At 71.3% G+C, this 16,939-nt stretch carries 17 protein-coding genes and 1 pseudogene; 2 read left to right on the plus strand and 16 right to left on the minus strand.

Features of this window, described 5'->3' with window-relative positions; genetic code table 11:
* Positions 1 to 9: 9 nt before the first annotated feature.
* From ACIBSV_RS23450 to ACIBSV_RS23525, 16 genes are all read right to left on the minus strand, one after another.
* Positions 10 to 1,479 carry a tyrosine-type recombinase/integrase gene (locus tag ACIBSV_RS23450; RefSeq protein WP_395866043.1) on the minus strand — a complete coding sequence of 490 codons (1,470 nt, stop codon included), beginning with the start codon at positions 1,477 to 1,479 and terminating at the stop codon, positions 10 to 12.
* Positions 1,476 to 1,646, minus strand: a complete 171-nt coding sequence (locus ACIBSV_RS23455) for a helix-turn-helix transcriptional regulator (protein WP_395866506.1) — start codon at positions 1,644 to 1,646, stop codon at positions 1,476 to 1,478. Before ACIBSV_RS23455 ends, ACIBSV_RS23450 begins: the two co-directional genes overlap by 4 nt.
* A gap of 119 nt (positions 1,647 to 1,765) precedes the next feature.
* Complete coding sequence (locus ACIBSV_RS23460) at positions 1,766 to 3,535, minus strand: ATP-binding protein (protein WP_395866045.1); 1,770 nt, start codon at positions 3,533 to 3,535, stop codon at positions 1,766 to 1,768.
* Positions 3,532 to 4,437, minus strand: coding sequence for a bifunctional DNA primase/polymerase (locus ACIBSV_RS23465; protein ID WP_395866047.1), 906 nt, complete (start codon positions 4,435 to 4,437; stop codon positions 3,532 to 3,534). The genes ACIBSV_RS23460 and ACIBSV_RS23465 overlap by 4 nt, the downstream gene beginning before the upstream one ends.
* Before the next feature lie 81 nt (positions 4,438 to 4,518).
* A complete protein-coding gene (gene ssb, locus ACIBSV_RS23470; protein WP_395866049.1) occupies positions 4,519 to 4,935 on the minus strand; it encodes a single-stranded DNA-binding protein in 417 nt (138 codons plus the stop codon).
* Positions 4,936 to 4,948: 13 nt separating this feature from the next.
* Positions 4,949 to 6,799, minus strand: a complete 1,851-nt coding sequence (locus tag ACIBSV_RS23475; RefSeq protein WP_395866051.1) for a DNA polymerase — start codon at positions 6,797 to 6,799, stop codon at positions 4,949 to 4,951.
* On the minus strand, positions 6,796 to 8,130 hold the full coding sequence (locus ACIBSV_RS23480; RefSeq protein ID WP_395866053.1) for a phosphoadenosine phosphosulfate reductase family protein: 1,335 nt from the start codon (positions 8,128 to 8,130) through the stop codon (positions 6,796 to 6,798). The genes ACIBSV_RS23475 and ACIBSV_RS23480 overlap by 4 nt, the downstream gene beginning before the upstream one ends.
* Positions 8,131 to 8,158: 28 nt before the next feature.
* A complete protein-coding gene (locus tag ACIBSV_RS23485; RefSeq protein ID WP_395866055.1) occupies positions 8,159 to 8,590 on the minus strand; it encodes a hypothetical protein in 432 nt (143 codons plus the stop codon).
* A gap of 113 nt (positions 8,591 to 8,703) precedes the next feature.
* Positions 8,704 to 8,934, minus strand: a complete 231-nt coding sequence (locus ACIBSV_RS23490) for a hypothetical protein (RefSeq protein WP_395866057.1) — start codon at positions 8,932 to 8,934, stop codon at positions 8,704 to 8,706.
* 105 nt (positions 8,935 to 9,039) lie between these two features.
* Positions 9,040 to 9,381 carry a hypothetical protein gene (locus ACIBSV_RS23495; protein WP_395866059.1) on the minus strand — a complete coding sequence of 114 codons (342 nt, stop codon included), beginning with the start codon at positions 9,379 to 9,381 and terminating at the stop codon, positions 9,040 to 9,042.
* Positions 9,382 to 9,492: 111 nt separating this feature from the next.
* Positions 9,493 to 9,735 carry a hypothetical protein gene (locus ACIBSV_RS23500; protein WP_395866061.1) on the minus strand — a complete coding sequence of 81 codons (243 nt, stop codon included), beginning with the start codon at positions 9,733 to 9,735 and terminating at the stop codon, positions 9,493 to 9,495.
* Positions 9,736 to 10,072: 337 nt separating this feature from the next.
* Positions 10,073 to 12,214 (minus strand): hypothetical protein, encoded by a 2,142-nt coding sequence (locus tag ACIBSV_RS23505; RefSeq protein ID WP_395866063.1) that lies wholly within the window; start codon positions 12,212 to 12,214, stop codon positions 10,073 to 10,075.
* 95 nt (positions 12,215 to 12,309) lie between these two features.
* A complete protein-coding gene (locus ACIBSV_RS23510) occupies positions 12,310 to 14,316 on the minus strand; it encodes a hypothetical protein (RefSeq protein ID WP_395866065.1) in 2,007 nt (668 codons plus the stop codon).
* Between the two features lie 90 nt (positions 14,317 to 14,406).
* The gene (locus ACIBSV_RS23515; RefSeq protein ID WP_395866067.1) at positions 14,407 to 15,258 is read right to left on the minus strand and encodes a hypothetical protein; all 852 of its coding nucleotides are present in this window, start codon (positions 15,256 to 15,258) and stop codon (positions 14,407 to 14,409) included.
* Entirely contained in the window at positions 15,251 to 15,466 is a 216-nt protein-coding gene (locus ACIBSV_RS23520; protein WP_395866069.1) for a hypothetical protein, read from the minus strand. The genes ACIBSV_RS23515 and ACIBSV_RS23520 overlap by 8 nt, the downstream gene beginning before the upstream one ends.
* Positions 15,467 to 15,607: 141 nt before the next feature.
* Positions 15,608 to 15,934 (minus strand): hypothetical protein, encoded by a 327-nt coding sequence (locus ACIBSV_RS23525; protein WP_395866071.1) that lies wholly within the window; start codon positions 15,932 to 15,934, stop codon positions 15,608 to 15,610.
* A gap of 487 nt (positions 15,935 to 16,421) precedes the next feature.
* Between ACIBSV_RS23525 and ACIBSV_RS23530 the strand changes: the two genes are divergently transcribed.
* Entirely contained in the window at positions 16,422 to 16,745 is a 324-nt protein-coding gene (locus ACIBSV_RS23530; protein WP_395866073.1) for a putative quinol monooxygenase, read from the plus strand.
* A pseudogene (locus ACIBSV_RS23535) lies at positions 16,742 to 16,927 on the plus strand (helix-turn-helix domain-containing protein); the annotation flags it as partial. The gene ACIBSV_RS23530 and the pseudogene ACIBSV_RS23535, both read left to right, overlap by 4 nt.
* Positions 16,928 to 16,939: the final 12 nt, after the last annotated feature.

A 16,939-nucleotide genomic window follows, 5' to 3' on the forward strand; every position in this document is an offset into this window, starting at 1 on the left:
CAGAGCCTGTCACTCGCCGTGCGCGTCCTTCAGGGCCTGGTCGATCTTCTTGTTGGCCGCCTCCTCCGCGCCGTACACACACCCCTCGTACCGCCTGTGGATGACTTCAGGCGAATTGCCCGCCCGGCGCGCGACTTCGGCCACCGGGACACCGGCGTTCAACCACTCGGTGATCGCCGCATGCCGGGCGTCGTACGGCCTTTCCGCCACGATCGAGTGCCACTGAACCGGCGGCAGGGCGAGCGCACGGGCCTCCACCCACACTCGCCAGTAGGTGGACGTGCCCACCAAATCGCCCCGCTCGTTACCGAAGAGCCGCCCCTCCTTGGCCGTGCCGAACTCCTTCAGGTGCGCCTTCAGGATGGCTACCAGGACGGGCGGGATCGGTACCGGTCGGTCGGTGTTCGCAGCCCGCGCCTTGAGGCCCCGGGCGTCGTGCCGCTCGCCGGAGTCGGTCCATTGCTTCCCCGAGACCGGCCGCGTCTCGCGAAGGGTCAGGGTGCCCCACGCCTCATCGGGGAGGTGACAGTCCCTCTCCTTGAGGCCGACCGCTTCGGCGGGCCGGAGCGCGGCGTAGTACTGGACCGCGAAGAACGCCACGAGACGGCGCCCCCGCCTGCGGCTCCACGACCCGACGTACGACACGGCCGTGAGGATTTCCCGGGCCTGGGTCGGGTTCGGGACCACGCGCGGATCGAGCGCTTGCACGGTCTGACCCACCTGGGGCCACTTGACGCCCTTGAGTGGATGCTCGGTCAACGCCTTGGTTTCCAGCGCGTACTCGATCGCCGTGTTGAGGCCGCGTCGTCGTCGCTTGACGGTCTCGGCCGCCGCGGGGTTGCCGTCGAGCTTGTAGGTGATCCGGTACTGCACCTCCCTCACCACGGCCGGGTCGGCCAGAGCGGACACCGGGCGGGCGTGCTTCCCGAGCCATGCATGAGCCTGCCGAAGCCCTTCCGGGATGCCCCGGTCTTCCTGCCCGGGTACAACGACCCACCGGATCACCCCTCGAATCGCCATGGCGTCCGGGGCGCCGGTCGAGTCATCCACCATCGCCAAGGCGGCCGCGGCGAGACTGTCCGCGATCCCCTCCCGGGTCTTGGCCGCGAGCACCTTCCACCGTGCCTTCAGGTACGCGCGGCAAAAGTCGGGCCAAAGGGCGTCCCCCGGCAACGGCTCCGCCTCCACGGCCTCCGCTTCGGCTTCCGCACGCATCTTGGCCCGGTACTCGGACTCCGGAAGACCGGTCTCGATATGGAACGGCTCCCCGCGGCGCATCGCCTGCCACAGCTCGGACCTGCGCCCGTTAGCGAGTGGCAGGGTGGCGAACGACTCCCCCGTTCCCTCCCCGGCGACCTTCCACCGGAGCCGATGCGGCGCGGACTTGCTCGGTGCCTTGCTGATCCCCCACAACCGCACGTCGAAGGAGAACCCTTCGGGGACGTCACGACCGGCGTTAGCCGCCGCTCCGTTGGTCACGCGGCCTCCTCGTGTGCCGACAGCCACCGGTCGAACTCGGACCGGCGCACGCGAACGGCCCCGTTCGGCAGCTTGATGGACTTGGGCGCCTTCCCGGTCTGACGCCACCGGTAGTAGGTGGAGCGCGGGACGCCCAACTCCTCGATCACCTCGGGGATGGTGAGCATCGGATCACGACTGACGGTCACGGGTTCCTCCCGGTCCGAGCGGTGATGGAATAGGTGGTGCAGAGTTCGGGTGCGGGCCGCCAGCGTCCGGGCGAGTACGCGTTCCCGGCCGCGCGCTCTCACGGCGCGCAGCCGGGGTGTGTGAGGTGGCCTGCGGCCGTGTCGGCAGGGTCAACAGGGTCGCCGCACGTGGCGCAGAGCAGGTAATAGCCAGAGATTGACCGCATTCCAGCGTCCACAGGGCCCGCAGTGTCCGGCGACCCGTGTTTCCCCTGGTCAACGCCGTCCAGTACTTCGGACACTGCCGTCGCGGCAGTGTCCGGGGCGGTGTAGGTAGCGTCCGCATCGGTGTTCTGCGGACGCTGGCCGCCCTCGGTGTGGACGCTGGCGCGCACCGTTGTGTCCGTCGGAAGCGGCAGGTCAGCGGGGGTAACGGACGCTGTGGACGCGTTGGACGCTGTCTTGCGGACTATCTCTGGACACGTGAGTGTGATGAGTCGGTGGCGGTGCCGGTCCGAGCTTCGCGCCGTGTCGTCGTAGGTGATTCCGATCGACCGGAACAGCGGCGCCAGGCGTCGGAGTTGCCCGCCGGCCCGGGTTGCGTCCTTGGGCCACTTGGGGTGGTGCGTCTCGGGCGGCGGGATGAGGTCGAGCAGGTGCGCGGTAGTACCAGTCCACGCGCCATGGGTCTCGATGAAGTGCGCGACGGCGGATCCGAACGGGTCGCCCTCCAACGCGTCGGCGGCGACACGTTGTGACGAAGCCACGTAGTTGTCCAGGGTGTTCCATCCCTGGACGGTGTCCACGGCGGCGAGCACGCGCGCGTAGTCGGCCATGCGCGGCATGCGCTCCAACCGCACGTCGGGCAGCACGCGCAGCACCTCGCACAACAGGTCGAGCAGGGCGGCGAGCACGTTCGGGCGGGCGGTGGCGTAGGTGCGGTCCAGGTCCTCCTCGCTGCGGCGGTGGTGTTCCTCGATCAGTTGGAGGTCGAGCATGAGCAGGCGTTCGGCCAGGTCTCCCGCGAAGGCTCCGGCGTCGATGGTGGTCATGGCGAGCACCCGGCGGAACGTGAGTACGACGACGTCGTCGTCGGTGTAGAGCGCGCGGTCGATGATCCCGTCGCCGGTGACCGCCTTGCACAGGGTGTCGGAGAGCCACGGCGGGATGGTGGAGACGTTGTCCAGGCACAGGGCCCAGGAGTTGAACGCCTGTGTGGCCCAGGTCTTGACATCGCGCGGTTGGCTGCGCTTGGTGGCGGGTGAGGCGTCCACCAGTCCGATCACCAGTTGCGCGGCCTTGGACTTGCCGGTGCCCTGTTCGCCCTTGAACGTCAGGACGGGGTGCGGGATGTGCGGGATCCACGCCGCGACCAGCCAGGCGACCAACTGATGGAACGTGGTGTCGTCCATGTTGAGCAGGTCCCGCAGGTGCGCGAACCCGACGTCGTCGCGGATGGGTTCGGGCATCGGGGACATCGCCCCGGAGCGGCGGAACAGGACGGGTGCGCGCTCGGCGACGTGCCACCCGTCGGGTTCGGCGATCACGCACCGTCCGTCGGCCGTGCCCAGGTCGATCACGACGAGCTCGGCGTCCCCAGCGACTCGCAGGTGGACGGGGATCGGGTCGGTCGCCGCGGCGATGCCTTCGAGCACGGTCATGGCGTCGGCGAGCGCGGACTGGGAGGGGACGTTGCCGCCGTTGGCGTCGGTGAACCGGCGGGCCAACTCGGCCCGCAGACCGGCTTTTCCGCGCAGGGGCATGGCGATGTTGGGGCCGTTGCGGCGCACGCCGTACGGGCGGGCGTCCTCCGACACGACCAGGTCGAACGCGGCCCGGGCCAGGGACACGAGCGCGGTGGCCTGCGAGGGACCCTTGTCGCCGCTCACGGCCGCTCCCCCGCCCCGGCGGTGCGGCGCCCGCTCGCGATGGTGCGCCGTGCGCCCGGCGCGGGGTGTCCGGCCTCCACGGCGGCGGCGAGCAGTTCATCGGCGGCGGTGTCGGGGTCGATGCGCGGGTCGGCGAAAGCCCGGCAACTCGCCCAATACAGGCGGTTGTTCAACTGCCCCTTCGGGGCGTTGCGCACGAACCCCGCCAACGCCCCCACTTCACCGGATCCCGCCCTGCGTACCCGCGTGGCCAGGCGCTGGGCGGCTGGCTGAGGGCGAAGCATCAGGTCGAGCAGGGGCGCGGGGACGGCGGCGAGCGGGCCCGGTTCGAGGTAGGCGTACCGGCCGAAGTCCGTACGCGAGCCGGGGCCGATCACGTAACCGCCCGTGCCGCGCACGTCGATGCCGGGACCCAACCTGCTCGCCGAGTTCGTCACCCGCGCCCCGGCCGGGGCGGTGAACCACAGGTGCAGCCCGCCCGAGGGGGTGGCCACGGTGATGGTGTCGGGGACGGTGAAGCCGTGCCGCGCGGCCAGGTCAGCGAGCGCGGCCACGCCGTCCAGGCCGTTCTTGCGGTCGAGGTCGAGCCCGATCAGGTGGTGTGGGGCGCGTCCGCAGGCGATGCCGTAGCCGTGGACGCCCTGGGTGGCGGCGAACAGGGCGCGGACTCGTCGCGGGTCGGCGGTGGCGTCGTGGACGCCGTGCCCGAGCTGCCCGCACTCGCCCCGGCACACCGTCTGGGCGTCGGGGTGCGCGGTGGGAAGGGCCGGGGTCTTGACCGCGGTGGTGGGGAAGACGGCCATGCCCCGGCACTCGGCAGTTGCGAGCGCGGCGGCCCGCACGCCACGCCACACCGGGTGGCGCGGCGTGAAGGGCTGGGACGTGGAGCGGTCAGGCGTCATGCTGGGGTTCTCCTGTCTGTCGGGAGGAGAGGGCCGGGTGCCCGGCGACTTGGCGGAAGGCGGGCACCCGGTCCGGCACGATCAGAACGGCGGCTTGTCCATCGCGCCCGCCCCGGCCCCCGCGGTGGCGCTGCGGGTGGTGCGGTGGATGTCGGCGGTGGCGTGCTTGAGGCTCGCGCCGATGTCCTCGATGTCCAGGCCGTATCCGGTGCGCATGCCGTCGGCCGTCTGCATCTCGAACTGCCGCAGAGTGCCGGTGACCACGACGCGCGATCCCTTGGTCAGGGAGGCGGTGACGTTCTCGGCGAGGGTGCGCCAGGCCGAGCAGCGCAGGAACAGGGTGTCGCCGTCGCGCCATTCGCCGGACGGCTTGTCGTAGACGCGGGTGGTGGACGCGACGGTGAACGCCGCGCGGGGCACTCCCGCGGTGGTGTGGGTGAGTTCCGGGTCGGCGCACAGGTTGCCGACGATGGTCACGGTGGTGCTTCCGATGGGCATCCCGGTGCCTCCTCTAGGCGGGCGCGTGCACGGTTTCTGGGTCGGCGAGGCGACCCCAGTGGGTGCCGAGGATCTCGGCGTCGGCGGCGATGGGGACGCCCCGATAGGTGCCGGTCATGGCGTCGGTGAGCAGGTCGCGGACGTGCTCTGCCTGGTCGGTGGGGACGTGGACGATGACTTCGTCGTGAACGAACAGCCACAGCCACTCGCCGGGCATCCCCCGCGACACGATCAGGTCGTGCACGGCGGCGACCAGCAGGTCACGGGCGGTGGACTGGATCGCGTAGTTCCCGTTCGCGTACGGCCGTTCCGGGTCCGCGGGGATGCGCCGCCCGGAGCCGGTGACCACGACGGGGAGTTCGGCGATGGCGCGTCCGTAGCGGACGACGTCCGGGTACGCGCGCCGCCACCGGTCGATCACGCCTTTCGCGGTGGCGACAGGGACGCCGGTCTGTGCGGCAAGCGCGCGGGCACCCCCGCCGTACACGGTTCCGAACGTTGCCCGTTTGCTGATCGTGCGCTGTTCCTTGGTGAAGTCGGGCCCGTACATGAGCTCTGCGGTGGCGTCGTGGATGTCCACCCCGGAGGCAATGACCCTGGTCAGGGTGGCGTCGCGGCTGAGGGCTGCGGCCACCCGAATCTCCACCTGTGCGAAGTCGCAGGCAACGAGGGTGTGTCCGGGGTCGGCGCGGAAGCAGTGCCGTAGGCGCGGGTCGTGCTTCTTGAGGGTCTGGAGTGCGGGCGCGGTCACGGACATGCGGCCGGTACGGGCCCGCAACGTGTTGATCTGCGGATGCACCCGTCCGCCCGGATCTGCGGCGGCCAGAAAGCCCTTCAGGTTCGACAGGGTGTTGGACGTGGCCGCCATCGTCCGGCGCGCGGCAAGCATCCGTGTCGCCTCCTCGGAGACGGCAAGGCGCCCGGCATCGACTTCCTCGGCCAGGTGATCGAGGACGTCCCGGGTGACCTGCGGTCGGCCGGTGGCCGTGCGCGGCAGCTCGGTGCCGACGTTGTCCGCGACCCAGGCGGCGAACTTCGGGCTGCCACCGGGGAATCCCAGTTCGGCCTCGATCAGCCCGGCCGCGGTGGTGTGCTCGGTCCGGACCTGGTCGAGCAGGTTGCGGGTGTAGTCGACGTCCAGGAGCAGGCCGCGGGCGGTGATGCCGACCGATTGGGCGGACAGCCAGTGTTCGACCGGTACGAGGTGGGAGAACGGTGCGCACCGGGCGAGCAGGAGCGGGAACAGCCGTCGGACGTAGACCGCGTCCAGCCCCGCGTACACGACGTACGCGGGGTCGTCGGTAGGGATGTTGTTCCATCCCCAGGTCAGGGCGGCATCACCGGCCCGGTGTCCGGTCGGGGCGAGCGAGCGCATGCGCTCGTACAGCGCCTCCCTGGCGGTCACCAAGCCGTCGTCCAGGTGCCGCAGGGTCAGTTCCTTCAGCCCGTGGCCTGCGCGTTCGTCCGGGTTGACCAGTTTGGACAACAGGTGTGTGTCGGCGACTCGATATCCCAGGTCGATGCCGAGGTGGGCGCGGATGGCGAGGGTGTCGTAGGTGGTGTGGGTGACGAACCTGCGTGCCGGGTCGGTCAGCACCGTGCGGATGGCGGCGTGTTGCTCGGGCACCGCCGGGTCCAAAACCCACGCGGCGGTCGGGGTGCCGAACTGCACGAGACGAACGGCGCTGTCGGGCCCGAAGTGGCCGGGTCCGCCGTTGACGATCGCGCGGGTCTCCACGTCCAGCCCCAACACGGGGTCGGAGCGGGTGAACGCGAACCACGCCTGCACGTCGAAGGCTTCGTCCCGGCCGGGCGCATGGATCCGAACGTCCTGCATCCCGCAGGGGTGGGTGTGGACGCTCACGCCGCTTTCCTTCCACCCTCGTCGTGCGTGGGCTGGGGTACCGGCGCCGCCGGGTGTTCGCATCGCGGGCACTCCCACAGGAGCGGGATCGCGCCCAGGGCCATTGGGGTGCGGCATTGCGGGCACGCCGGGGCCACCGGCGGCGGGAGCAACGCCGACAGCCACCCGAAATCGCTCGGCGCCGCCGAACCCGCAACCGATGCGCGGACTTCGGCAGGCACGCCGGTCAGGTCGGCATGCTGCTCGGCTGTGATGAGTCCGAGTTCGAGCCACCGGTCCAGCGGGTCCGCCCCCTCCCCCGGGGCCAGCTCGCACGAGGAGCACAGCCGTCCTCCGGGGCCCTGCTCGCCGTCGCCGTCGGGTGTGCCGGGCGGTGGTTTGCGGCCCCACCGGCAGCCTTCGATCCCGGCCGCGTTCGCCTCGCGCTCCAACGCACGCAGGGGTTCGGCGGCGTGCGGGTAGAAGAACTCGATCTCTTCGAGTTCACCGGGCTTGGCGTAGGCCCCGCACAGGCACTCCGCCGACATGTGCAGGTGCTCGGTGACCTCGTTCAACGGCAACGCCCCGTCGAAGCACAGCCGGTGGAGGGCGTGGGTGTGGTCGCGGGAGCACCGGTGCAGCGACCGGTACTCCTTCATGTGCTCGTTGGTCCAGTGCACGAGCGGGGATGTCCACACGATCGCGCCGTCGGGGTCGACGGCTTCCGCGTTGCGCCATCGCCGGTCGCTCTCGGCCCAGCGCATGCCGCCCAGGAACGCCACCTTGCGGGTGCGCCCGTGGGTGCCGACGACGCTGCGGCGGAACCTCATCAGGGGTTCGTCCTTGAGGTGTCGGTACATCACCCGGTGCCCGGGCGGGCCGGGGAAACCGCGCCAGACGGCGCGTTTGCCCGCGTTCGGCCCGGTGGCGGCGATGACCCGGCCCATGACCAGGTCCGCGTAGCTGTTCTTCGGTCGCAGCTCGTGCAAGCGCTCGCCCCACGCGGCGGCGACGTCGCGCACGTGTTGCGACGTCTCCGGCACACCCGTGCCGGTGTTGACGTGCAGGACCCCGTCGTAGCGCCCCCGCAGCAGGTGGCCCAGGATCACGCTGTCGTTCCCGCCGGAGAACAGCCAGTACGTCCCCACGATCGGGAACGAGGCCATCACCCCGTCGATGATCTCGAACGAGCGGGCAATCGCGTCGTCCAGCGAACGGCCTGCCCAGTCCGCCGCCTCCTCCGGGGCGGCCTTCGGCGGGCGCCTGCCGATGTCGGTCCCGGCCGGGGTGACACCCGGGTCCTCCCCGGTGACGTCCACGGGTGCGGCTTCGGTCGTGAGGGTGTCCGTCATGATTCCTCCTCGGGGTGCGCGGGCCCGGTCAGGTGAGGTGGCGTTCGGCGGTGGCGCCGTGGATGGTGGCGTCGAGGAGCGGGCGGTGCACGTCGCGGTGCGCGATCACGATCGCCGCGCAGCCGTCGGCGAGGATCTCGGCAATGTGGCGGGCAACGGCGACGCTGCGGTGCCTGCCATCCACGCATCCGCAAGCGATCGTGATCGGGCCGGGGATGGTGTGGGCCAGGTCATGCGCGGCAAGCGCGGTCACCGCGGCCAGATCACGCAGACCCGGGGTGTCCAGGGCGTGCGCATACACGTCGTCGTCCAGCCCGGCCCGCTGGCGCATCTGCGGGTCGTGGTGCGGGTTGCGGAACCGGCGGCGCAGATCGAGCGTGATCTCCGCCTCGGGTGCGGGGGCGTGCCCGTAGTCGAACGAGACGATGCGGATCATCCGCTTGTAGGGGTGTGTTGTCATGCCGGGGTCTCCTGCCTGCATGGGTCGGCCGGGTCGGCCGTCCTCCACGACCCCGGGCACGCATGGCCAGGGGTCATGGGGAGCGGTCGGTCAGGCGGGGGCGCCGGTCGTGGTCACCAGTCCCCGAACGTGCAGATCACCGAGCACCCCGAGGTGCGGCAGTTGTGGTTGCGGATCTCGGCCGCGCGCCGGGCGTCGTCGTCGCGTCGACTGGTCCACGTCCACTTGACGGGGGCGGCGCCGTTGGCGAGTTCGTCGCAGCGGGGGCAGTTCGGCGTCTTCCGGCCGAACACCGGGCCGCGTCCGTCGTTGCAGGTGTGCTTGGTCGTCTTCTCGTCTGCCATCGAACTTCGTCCTTTCGAGCCTTCGAGGAGATCCGGGCGGCCGGGTCAGCCGTCCTCCACGGCCCCGGGCGTGCACGATCCGGGGTCATGGGGAGCGGTCAGGGGTCAGGCGAAGATGCCGCTGACTGCCTGGACTCCGGCGGTGACGACCTGGTCTCCGGCCTGCGCGGCGGTCAGGGCGATGGCGGATCCGGCGAGCATCACTCCGGCGACGAACGCGACCAGGGCGATGCCGACGGTGCGGCGGCGGTGAGCCCAGATGCCCACCAGTACGGCGAGCAGGATGCCGCTGCTGATGCTGAGGGCGGTGCCGCCCGCCGTTCCGGTGCGCGTGGTGTTCTCCCCGGCGGCGAACGCGGCCGAGACGGGGGCGATCAGGGTCAGGAGGGTGGCGGTGGTCAGGGCGGTTGCCGCGCGTCGGGCCTGGGTTCGGACGGGGGTGCGCATGGGTGCCTCCGTGGAAGGTGTCGCGGGCGATGGGCAAGTCGTGCACCCACGGCCCGGTCGCTCACCTCGGTGGCGAGCGGCCGGACCATGCGGGCACGGCGGCGGACCGCGTCATCGGTCGTCGGGTCGGCGCGCGGTGCCGAGGAGGCGGGCTCCCAGGCGTGGGCGCAGGCCCGTCCCCCGGCACCGGCGGCAGCGCCGCACCGCGCACAGCGGGATGTTGGGCGGGTGATAGTGGTGGAGGTCGGCGCCGGTGCCCGCGCAGCGGCGGCAACGGGCCAGCGGCGCGAGGCGGCACACAATCGCGTAGCCGATCCCGAGAACGAGCAGGAGCAGGACATCGGTGGCGGTCATGAGACTTCCCTTCGGTGATTGGCGGTCGGGCGGATCGAGAGCACGGCGAAGCGCCCGAGTGCACCCGCGACATGGCGGCGGGAGCACTCGATTCGGTAACGCTGTGTGTGGATGGTGTGTAGGCCTACACAGCCCACACCCAGGAGCGCCGGAAGGGCCTCGCACGGCCCACCGCGCCCCTCAACGGGGCTTGTTCGGCCGTGGCCCGTGTAGGCCTACACGGCCTACACGGGGAGGTCAGGGGCCTGCACGGGGCCTACACGGAGCGTGTAGGCCTACACGGGCGTGTAGCCCCCCGTGTAGGCCCTCTTGCGTGGGCCTACACGGGACTCGCTCGTCACGCCCGGTAGTTGGCGATGGCCTTGGCCAGCGTCGCGGCGTAGAAGCCGGGGCGGGCCTGGCCGGAGATGCGCACGGTCCCCGCGCCGGGCCGGTTGACCCCGACGGTCCGCATCAGGGCGCCGAGTTCGTTGCCGAGAGTCTGCGCATCCATGCCCAGCTCGTCGGCCAGGTCGGCGGTGTACATCCGCCCTCCGGCCTCCTCCAAGGCGCGGTGGGCGCGCACGAGCAGATCGGGTGCCGCGTCCTCCGTCTCCTCGCGGGGCCCGGTGGCTCGGTCGCCCCATTGGGTCGGCCCGGTCTGGGCCAGGACCCGTTCGAACGCGTCGTCTTCTCCGTCGGGCCCCGTGGGAGGCGCATCGTCCAGGCTTTCGCGGGCGGCGTCCATGAGCGCGGCCATCCCTGCGGCCCCCACCGCCCCGCCAGCGGCGGGGGCCGGGGTGCTCGCGTCGGTCGCGGGGGCGGTGTTCGTGTCGGGGACGCTCGAACCGTTGCGCGGCGGCCGGAGCACCTTCACGTCCGTCCACGGGCGGGTCGTGGGAGCGAGGGCCTTGTCCTTGAAGAGTTGAGGCAGGACGCGTGCCCAGCGGGAGGCGTAGTAGCGGCCGGGGACGGTGTCGACGGTGATGGCGTCCAGGGTGGGTCGGCGGTCGGCGAGCGCGACGGCGAGGGTGTCGATGCGGGAGTTGCGCAGGCGCTCGGCCTTGAACGGCCTCGGGTGGATGACCGTGCCTGTGGCGTCCGGGTAGGAGACGAACCCGGAGCCCTGGACGCGCGCGGCGCGGGGGTCCAGGCGGGTGCCGCCGTAGGGGAACAGGTGGGACAGTTCCTCGGGGTCGGAGACGCGCATCCCGATGCGGATCCGGGACTGCTTCTTCATCGCCGGGGTGGACACGTCCATGGTGGCGCGCAGGCCGACGCTGAACTCCCGGAAGCGTGTCGCGCGGCCGACGTTGATCACGGTGTTGAGCTTCTCCAGCAGCGACGGCGGCAGTTCGGCAATCTCGTCCGCGATGATCAGGATCTCCGGGACGTCCGGGGAGACGGGGATCTTGTCGTCGTCCACGGACGACATCAGGTCCTGGTAGCCGGTCTTGCGGGCGTTCATCCCGGCGATGGCGATGTCGAGCATGATGTGCGCCTCCTCCTCGGTGGGCGCGACGTAGTCGATGACCGGGCGTTTCGCGGTGCCGTGCAGGGCCCACGCTCGCAGCCACGGCAGGGAGAGCCCGGCGCCGGTGGTGTCGATGTGCCACACCAACACGTCGTTGGCCTTGAGGACCTTGCCGGTGATGACGTTGGTGACGTTCGTCTTGCCGGAGTCGGTCTGGCCCACGGTCAGCCCGCACGAGTCCAGGACCGAGAACTGCACCGGGGTGCCGTCGGGGTGCCTGCCGATGGAGATCGGGTTGTTGATCGTGGTGACTTCGAGGTCGTCCTCCGGGAACGGGATCTCGGTCGCCATCACGTCCACGAGGGTGACCCGGATCAGCACGGTTCCGTGCTCGTTGCCCTCCGTGATGTCCACGCCGCCGCCGCGCGGAAGCTTCAACGCCCCGGCCAGGACCCGCGCGGCGTTCGACGGCATCTCGTGGGTGCCCGGCGGGAGTTCGACCATCACGGTGTAGCCGATGTCGCCGGGCCACGGCTTGACGCCCGGCACCCGGTGCCCCTGCATCCGGAACAGGGTGGTCAGGCGTTGGTGCCACTCGGCGGACATGCCGTTGGCCCACCGCTGGATCAGCGCTGCCGCCTTGCCCTCGCGGGCGCTCTGCTCGCTGTGGGCCAGGCCGTTGGCGAGCACGAGCCCGGCGGTGGCGCCCGCGCCCCACCAGCCGAACGCGTGCGCGGTGAACGCCGCGTCGCCCGCGACCGTGGCCGCGGTCCACACCCCGCCGCCCAGCCACGCCGCGGCGCGGGCGAGCGTGTGCCCGGCCGGGCGACGGCGCCGCAGGTCGGCGACCGCCTGGGCCACCGCGCCGCTCCCGGCGACCAGCCCGGCGTACATCGGCGGCAGCCCGGTGGCCGCTCCGACCGCGGCGACGCTGTACGCGCCGCCCGCGACCAGGGCAGCGCCCATGACCGGGGTCGTCTCCCACGTCCAGTCCACACCGGACGCCTCACTCGTCTTGCTGCTCACGGTGGATCTCCGTTCGGTTCGTCACGGTCCGGGGAAGAGAACGGCCCACGACCGCCACCCGGGGGTGGCGGTCGTGGGCCGCGGGTTCGAGCGGGTCAGACGTCCCACATGGACTCAGCCATGGGGCCGTTGCGGGGCGCCTCGTGGTGGGAGATGTCCAGGGCGTGCAGGCGCCGGAACAGCGGGTGCAGTTCCTGGGCGGCGCCGATCGCGCTGGTCAGGAACGTGTGCGTGTCCGCGATCATCCCGGCGATGCGCTCGTCCACCGGGTACGCCTCGGCGGACTGCTCGGCCAGATACCGCACCGCCGCGGCCAGGGACTCCAGGCCGGTGGGCAGCCCCTCGTACTCGGCGCCCACGGCTATCATGTTCGTCGGTGCCCACCAGCTGTAGGCGGTCTCGATGTCCTCGCAGGACGCGGCGAAGTGCGAGCGCCGGTAGCGGGAATCGCCGTGCGCGCGCCGCTCGCCGATGTTCCACATCGCCTCGCCGTTGCGCGGGGTCTCGTGCCGCGCCAGGTCGGCCGCGTGGAGCTTGGCGAACGCGGGCTCGATCTCGTCCGCCGTCTTCGCGGCCTCCGTCGTCAGCGCGAACACCGACGACAGCGTCTCCGCGAGCTGCGGGTGCACCGGGTACTCGTTCGCGGTGTGCGTGGCCAACTCGTACAGGGCCTTGGCCGCCGACCGGATCCCGTCCGGGACGCCCTGGTACTCGGCGGCGACCGCCATCATCGTCGGCGGCGAGTAGCGGGCGTACGCGTCCCGGATCGCCTCGGATCGAACAGCGAAGATGCTCATGGGCACCACTCCCGTGGATTCCGCGCCGCCCGCGAGGACCGGCGCACTGGTGGCGGAGGCGACGTCGGTCGGCTCCGGGAAATCCGTCAACACCCGATCGGACGAACCCTCGACCTCCGAACGGAACTTGCGCATGAGGCGTCGCCACGCCCACGCTCCCGCTCGCGGGCCCCACATCAACGGGCCCTTCCCGAGCGAGGCACCGGGGCCTCGGCCGGTGGCCCACCGCAGCGCGCCACCGAGACCGGCGCCGAGCACGGACGCCGCGAGCCCCGCCGTCCCGGCCAGGGCGCCGGACCCGAGCGCGGCCAGGCCCGCACCGACGGCGCGGGCGACCTTCGGGGCGACCCTGCGTGCACCGGCCCGCGCCTGCGAGGCCCGCTCCCGCGCCATCCGACCGGCCTTCGACGTCGCCGCCTTGTGCACCGCGCCCCGCGTCGACTTCAACGCTCCACGCACCGCACCGCCGGGGCCCTTCCCCGAGCGCGAACCGGTGGCGGCTCCCCCACTGCGGCCCGACCGGCTTCCCGCGCCCTTCGCCGAACCGGGGGTAGCGTTCCGATCCGCCTTGGTGGACGCGCCACCGGTCCCGGAGCCCTTGGGCCCGGCGGCCCCGCCGGGACGCCCGGCACGCGTACGACCGTTCGTCATCGAGCCGCCTCCCGCGCTCGTGCCTCGGCCCAGGCGATGCGCCGCGTTCCCCGCGCCCAGACCCGCCCGAAATCCACCGCCCGACGGGCCGCCCGCCATCGCGGACCGTGCGCCGGAACGCCCACCGCTCTTGCCGCCGGGCAGCCCCGCCCCCGACTTCGCACCGCTCGAACGCCGCGTGCTCGTGCGGCCGGGCGCTCCGGCGGTCCGTCCGTTGGCCGCGCCGCCGGAGTGGCCTCCGCCGGGCACCCGGCCCGCCGGGGCACCCCGTGCGATACCGGAGCGTCCGGGCATCGGGAAGCGGGCGCCCGGCCCGCCTCGCGTCTTGCGCTCGCGCGCCGACCTGGCCGCCCGGGTGGCGACGGCGGCGGCAGTCACCGCGCCCGCCAGCCCGACCGGCCCCATCACGCCGACCGCCGCGTACAGACCCGCGCCCGACGTGGTCGCCGCCTCGGCCGCGAGCGTCGCGATCGGCAACACCCGCACCCGCTTGTCCGCTCGAACAGCGGGGGCGGCGCTGTCCGGCTCCCGGGTGACGGTCACCTCGATCGGCACCGCGGGCGCCGTTGCGGCCGGGAAGGCTTCCGGCTCGGTGTCCGGCGACTCACGCCGGATCGGGGGCTTCTTGGGCTTCACCGTGCTCGTTTGCGCCATGCTGGTCTTGCTCCTCTCAGGGAGTGCGGGGATCCGGCCGGGCCGTAGGAAGCGGGCCGGGTCCCCGACGTTTCGAAGCAACACGGGCCTTCACGAAGCACCGCCGGACGTCCAGTCCGGCTCGTCCGTCGCAGGCACCAGGCTCAGCCGAGCCGCGTCCGGCGAACCCGGCGCGCTCGTGCCGCGAAGGGCCCGAGCCGTGTCCAGCGCGATCTTCGCCTTCGGGTAGCCGACACCGAGTGCGCTCATCACACGCCGGTAGGAGACACGCTCACCGGGAACGTCCAGCAACGCGAACACCGCGTAGACGTCCGCTTCCGAGACCGTTTCCGGCAGGGTTTCCGGAGCGATCGACGGCGGCCCTGGATGCGGCGTCCACGCCGGAATCGGGGCGACGTCCGGCGGGCCGGGCGGCAACGCCTCGGGAACGGACGATTCCACCGTGTCCGGCGCGTGATCGGTGTGTTGTTCCCGCAGGTCGCAGGCCGGTTGGTCCAACTCGCGAATCAGATCGGCGATGCGACGGCGGTACACCGTCACCGCCTCGGCGAGGAGGATCAGCAACACCGGAGGAACGGAGTGCAGAACGATCCCCGCCGCGTCCGGATTCCGAGGAACACCGAACGAACCGTCCGGCCAGACCGACCCCCACACGTTCATCGCCCATGTCGCCAGGCCCGCGAACAGGCGCAACCCGGTGGCGCTTCCGCCGGGTCGGTCACCGTGCCTGCCCAGGACGCCGTCCGTCAGGAGCACCGCCCCCAACGCAAGCGAGACCATCGGGTCCAGCAACCACGCGATGTACCACGGCGTGCCGTGCGAGATCGCGAACAGCGTCACGTTCACGCACGTGAACGCCAACGCCAAGCCGCCCACGATCAACAGCGCGACCGTCAACCCGCGGTCGGCCCGGCGAAGCGTCGCAACGCGCGGATCACTCATCGCAAGCCCCGATCGGCACCACGGCCAAGGTCGGCGTCTTCACGATCGTCCACAGCCGGAACACGGTCCCGGAGAACTCGAACCGGGCCTCGATCAACGTGTGGTCCCGATCGCTGGACAGGACGTGCTCGGCGACGTCGCCGGCCAGCAGTTCGGCGACCATCTCCAGCGTCAGGCGGTCGGACTCGTCGTCCGGCCCACGCTCCAACTGGCCCGCGCACCTCGACCGAGGGCACGAACGCCTTGTCGTACACGATGTCTATCTGCCACGAGCACACCTGCGGCAGAATCGGCCCCACCGTCTCCAACTCCCGCAGGGCCAGCGCCGCGGCGGACCACCATCCCCGCTTCACGCCGCCCACACCTCCTCGTACACCCCGACGTCGGCGACCCGCGCCCGGCCGGGCGTGGTGGAGGCGACGAGCAGTTCGGCGCACGCCGCCGTCCCCTCGTCCACGGCCCACAAGGCGGCCAGCAGCTGCTCGACGTGGCGGGCGAGTTCGCGATCCGTGGCCCACAGGTCGGAGAGGATGTCCCGCGCCGCGTCCAGCCGCGCAGCCTCCTCCTCCGCCGTCTCATCGGGCTCCCCGTCGAACAGGGCCCAGTCGACGCCGAGCGCGAGTTCCGCGAACTCGGCGATTGTGGCCGCGTAGCGACCAGCAACAATGCTTCTCACGGTCGTACTCCTCACCTGGAGAAACGACCCACGGAGCGGCCACCACCCGGCCAAGGACAGGTGGTCGCTCCGGCACACGTCGGTGTGCCCCGTCTTGAACGACGAGTGGCCATGACCCCCGACGCGCCTGTCATGCCGCGCGCCGGGGACCAAAAGCACTCGTGCTGTGTCCCCTTCCAGAAGCGGTCGCGCTCCCGTTGGTAGGCAGGGACATGGCCTTTCGGCCTCAATGCCTTCCGGTTGACCAGGGATCCGGAACCCTCAGCCCCCTCTGTCCGGGGCTCCTTGTAGTGCAGACGACAGCTCGTGGACAGCCCAAATAGGGCCTTCCCGGGCCGTCATGTAGCTCGTTGTTGCAGGCCACACACTGTGTGGAAGCAACACTGCGAACGTACTCGCAGAGAATCTGCGAGTCAAGAGAAACTGCTAGTCGCAGGAAAACAGTGAGCATGTGAGACTGGCTGTTGCCCTGTGAGAGGAGCAAGAGGTGGCCTTCGGCCTGAGCGTGCGCTTCACCGCCCGCGACGACGCAGCGGTACGCGCCTTTGATGAACTGACCGCAGAGACCCTGATCGGCATCCGGGACTTGGAGCCCGGGACGCTCGTGTACGTGAGCCACGCTGTAGAGGGACAGCCGCTCCAACGGATCTTCTACGAGCTGTACGCGGACCGTGCAGCGTTCGACCTGCACGAAACCCAGCCGCACGTACGACACTTCCTCGCCGCGCGCGAGCAGTACATCGTTGCGGTCGAAGTCGACTTCATGGAGTCGGTGACGGGGAAGGGTGTCCCTGGCGCGGTGGCTCTGTGACTGACGAAGAGCGCCGGGCGTTCGGTGCGCGGATTGCGGACCTGCGGAAGCGGCGGGGTGTCACGCAGGCCGAGTTGGCAACAGCGATCGGTAGGACCGCGAGTTGGGTCTCGCAGGTCGAGCGAGGCGTACAACCCGTCTCGCGCCTTGACGTTCTCCAACTACTTGCCGATGGGCTCGGTACGTCCGTACAG

The organism is Embleya sp. NPDC050154 (assembly GCF_044460165.1).
Taxonomy (GTDB): Bacteria; Actinomycetota; Actinomycetes; order Streptomycetales; family Streptomycetaceae; genus Embleya.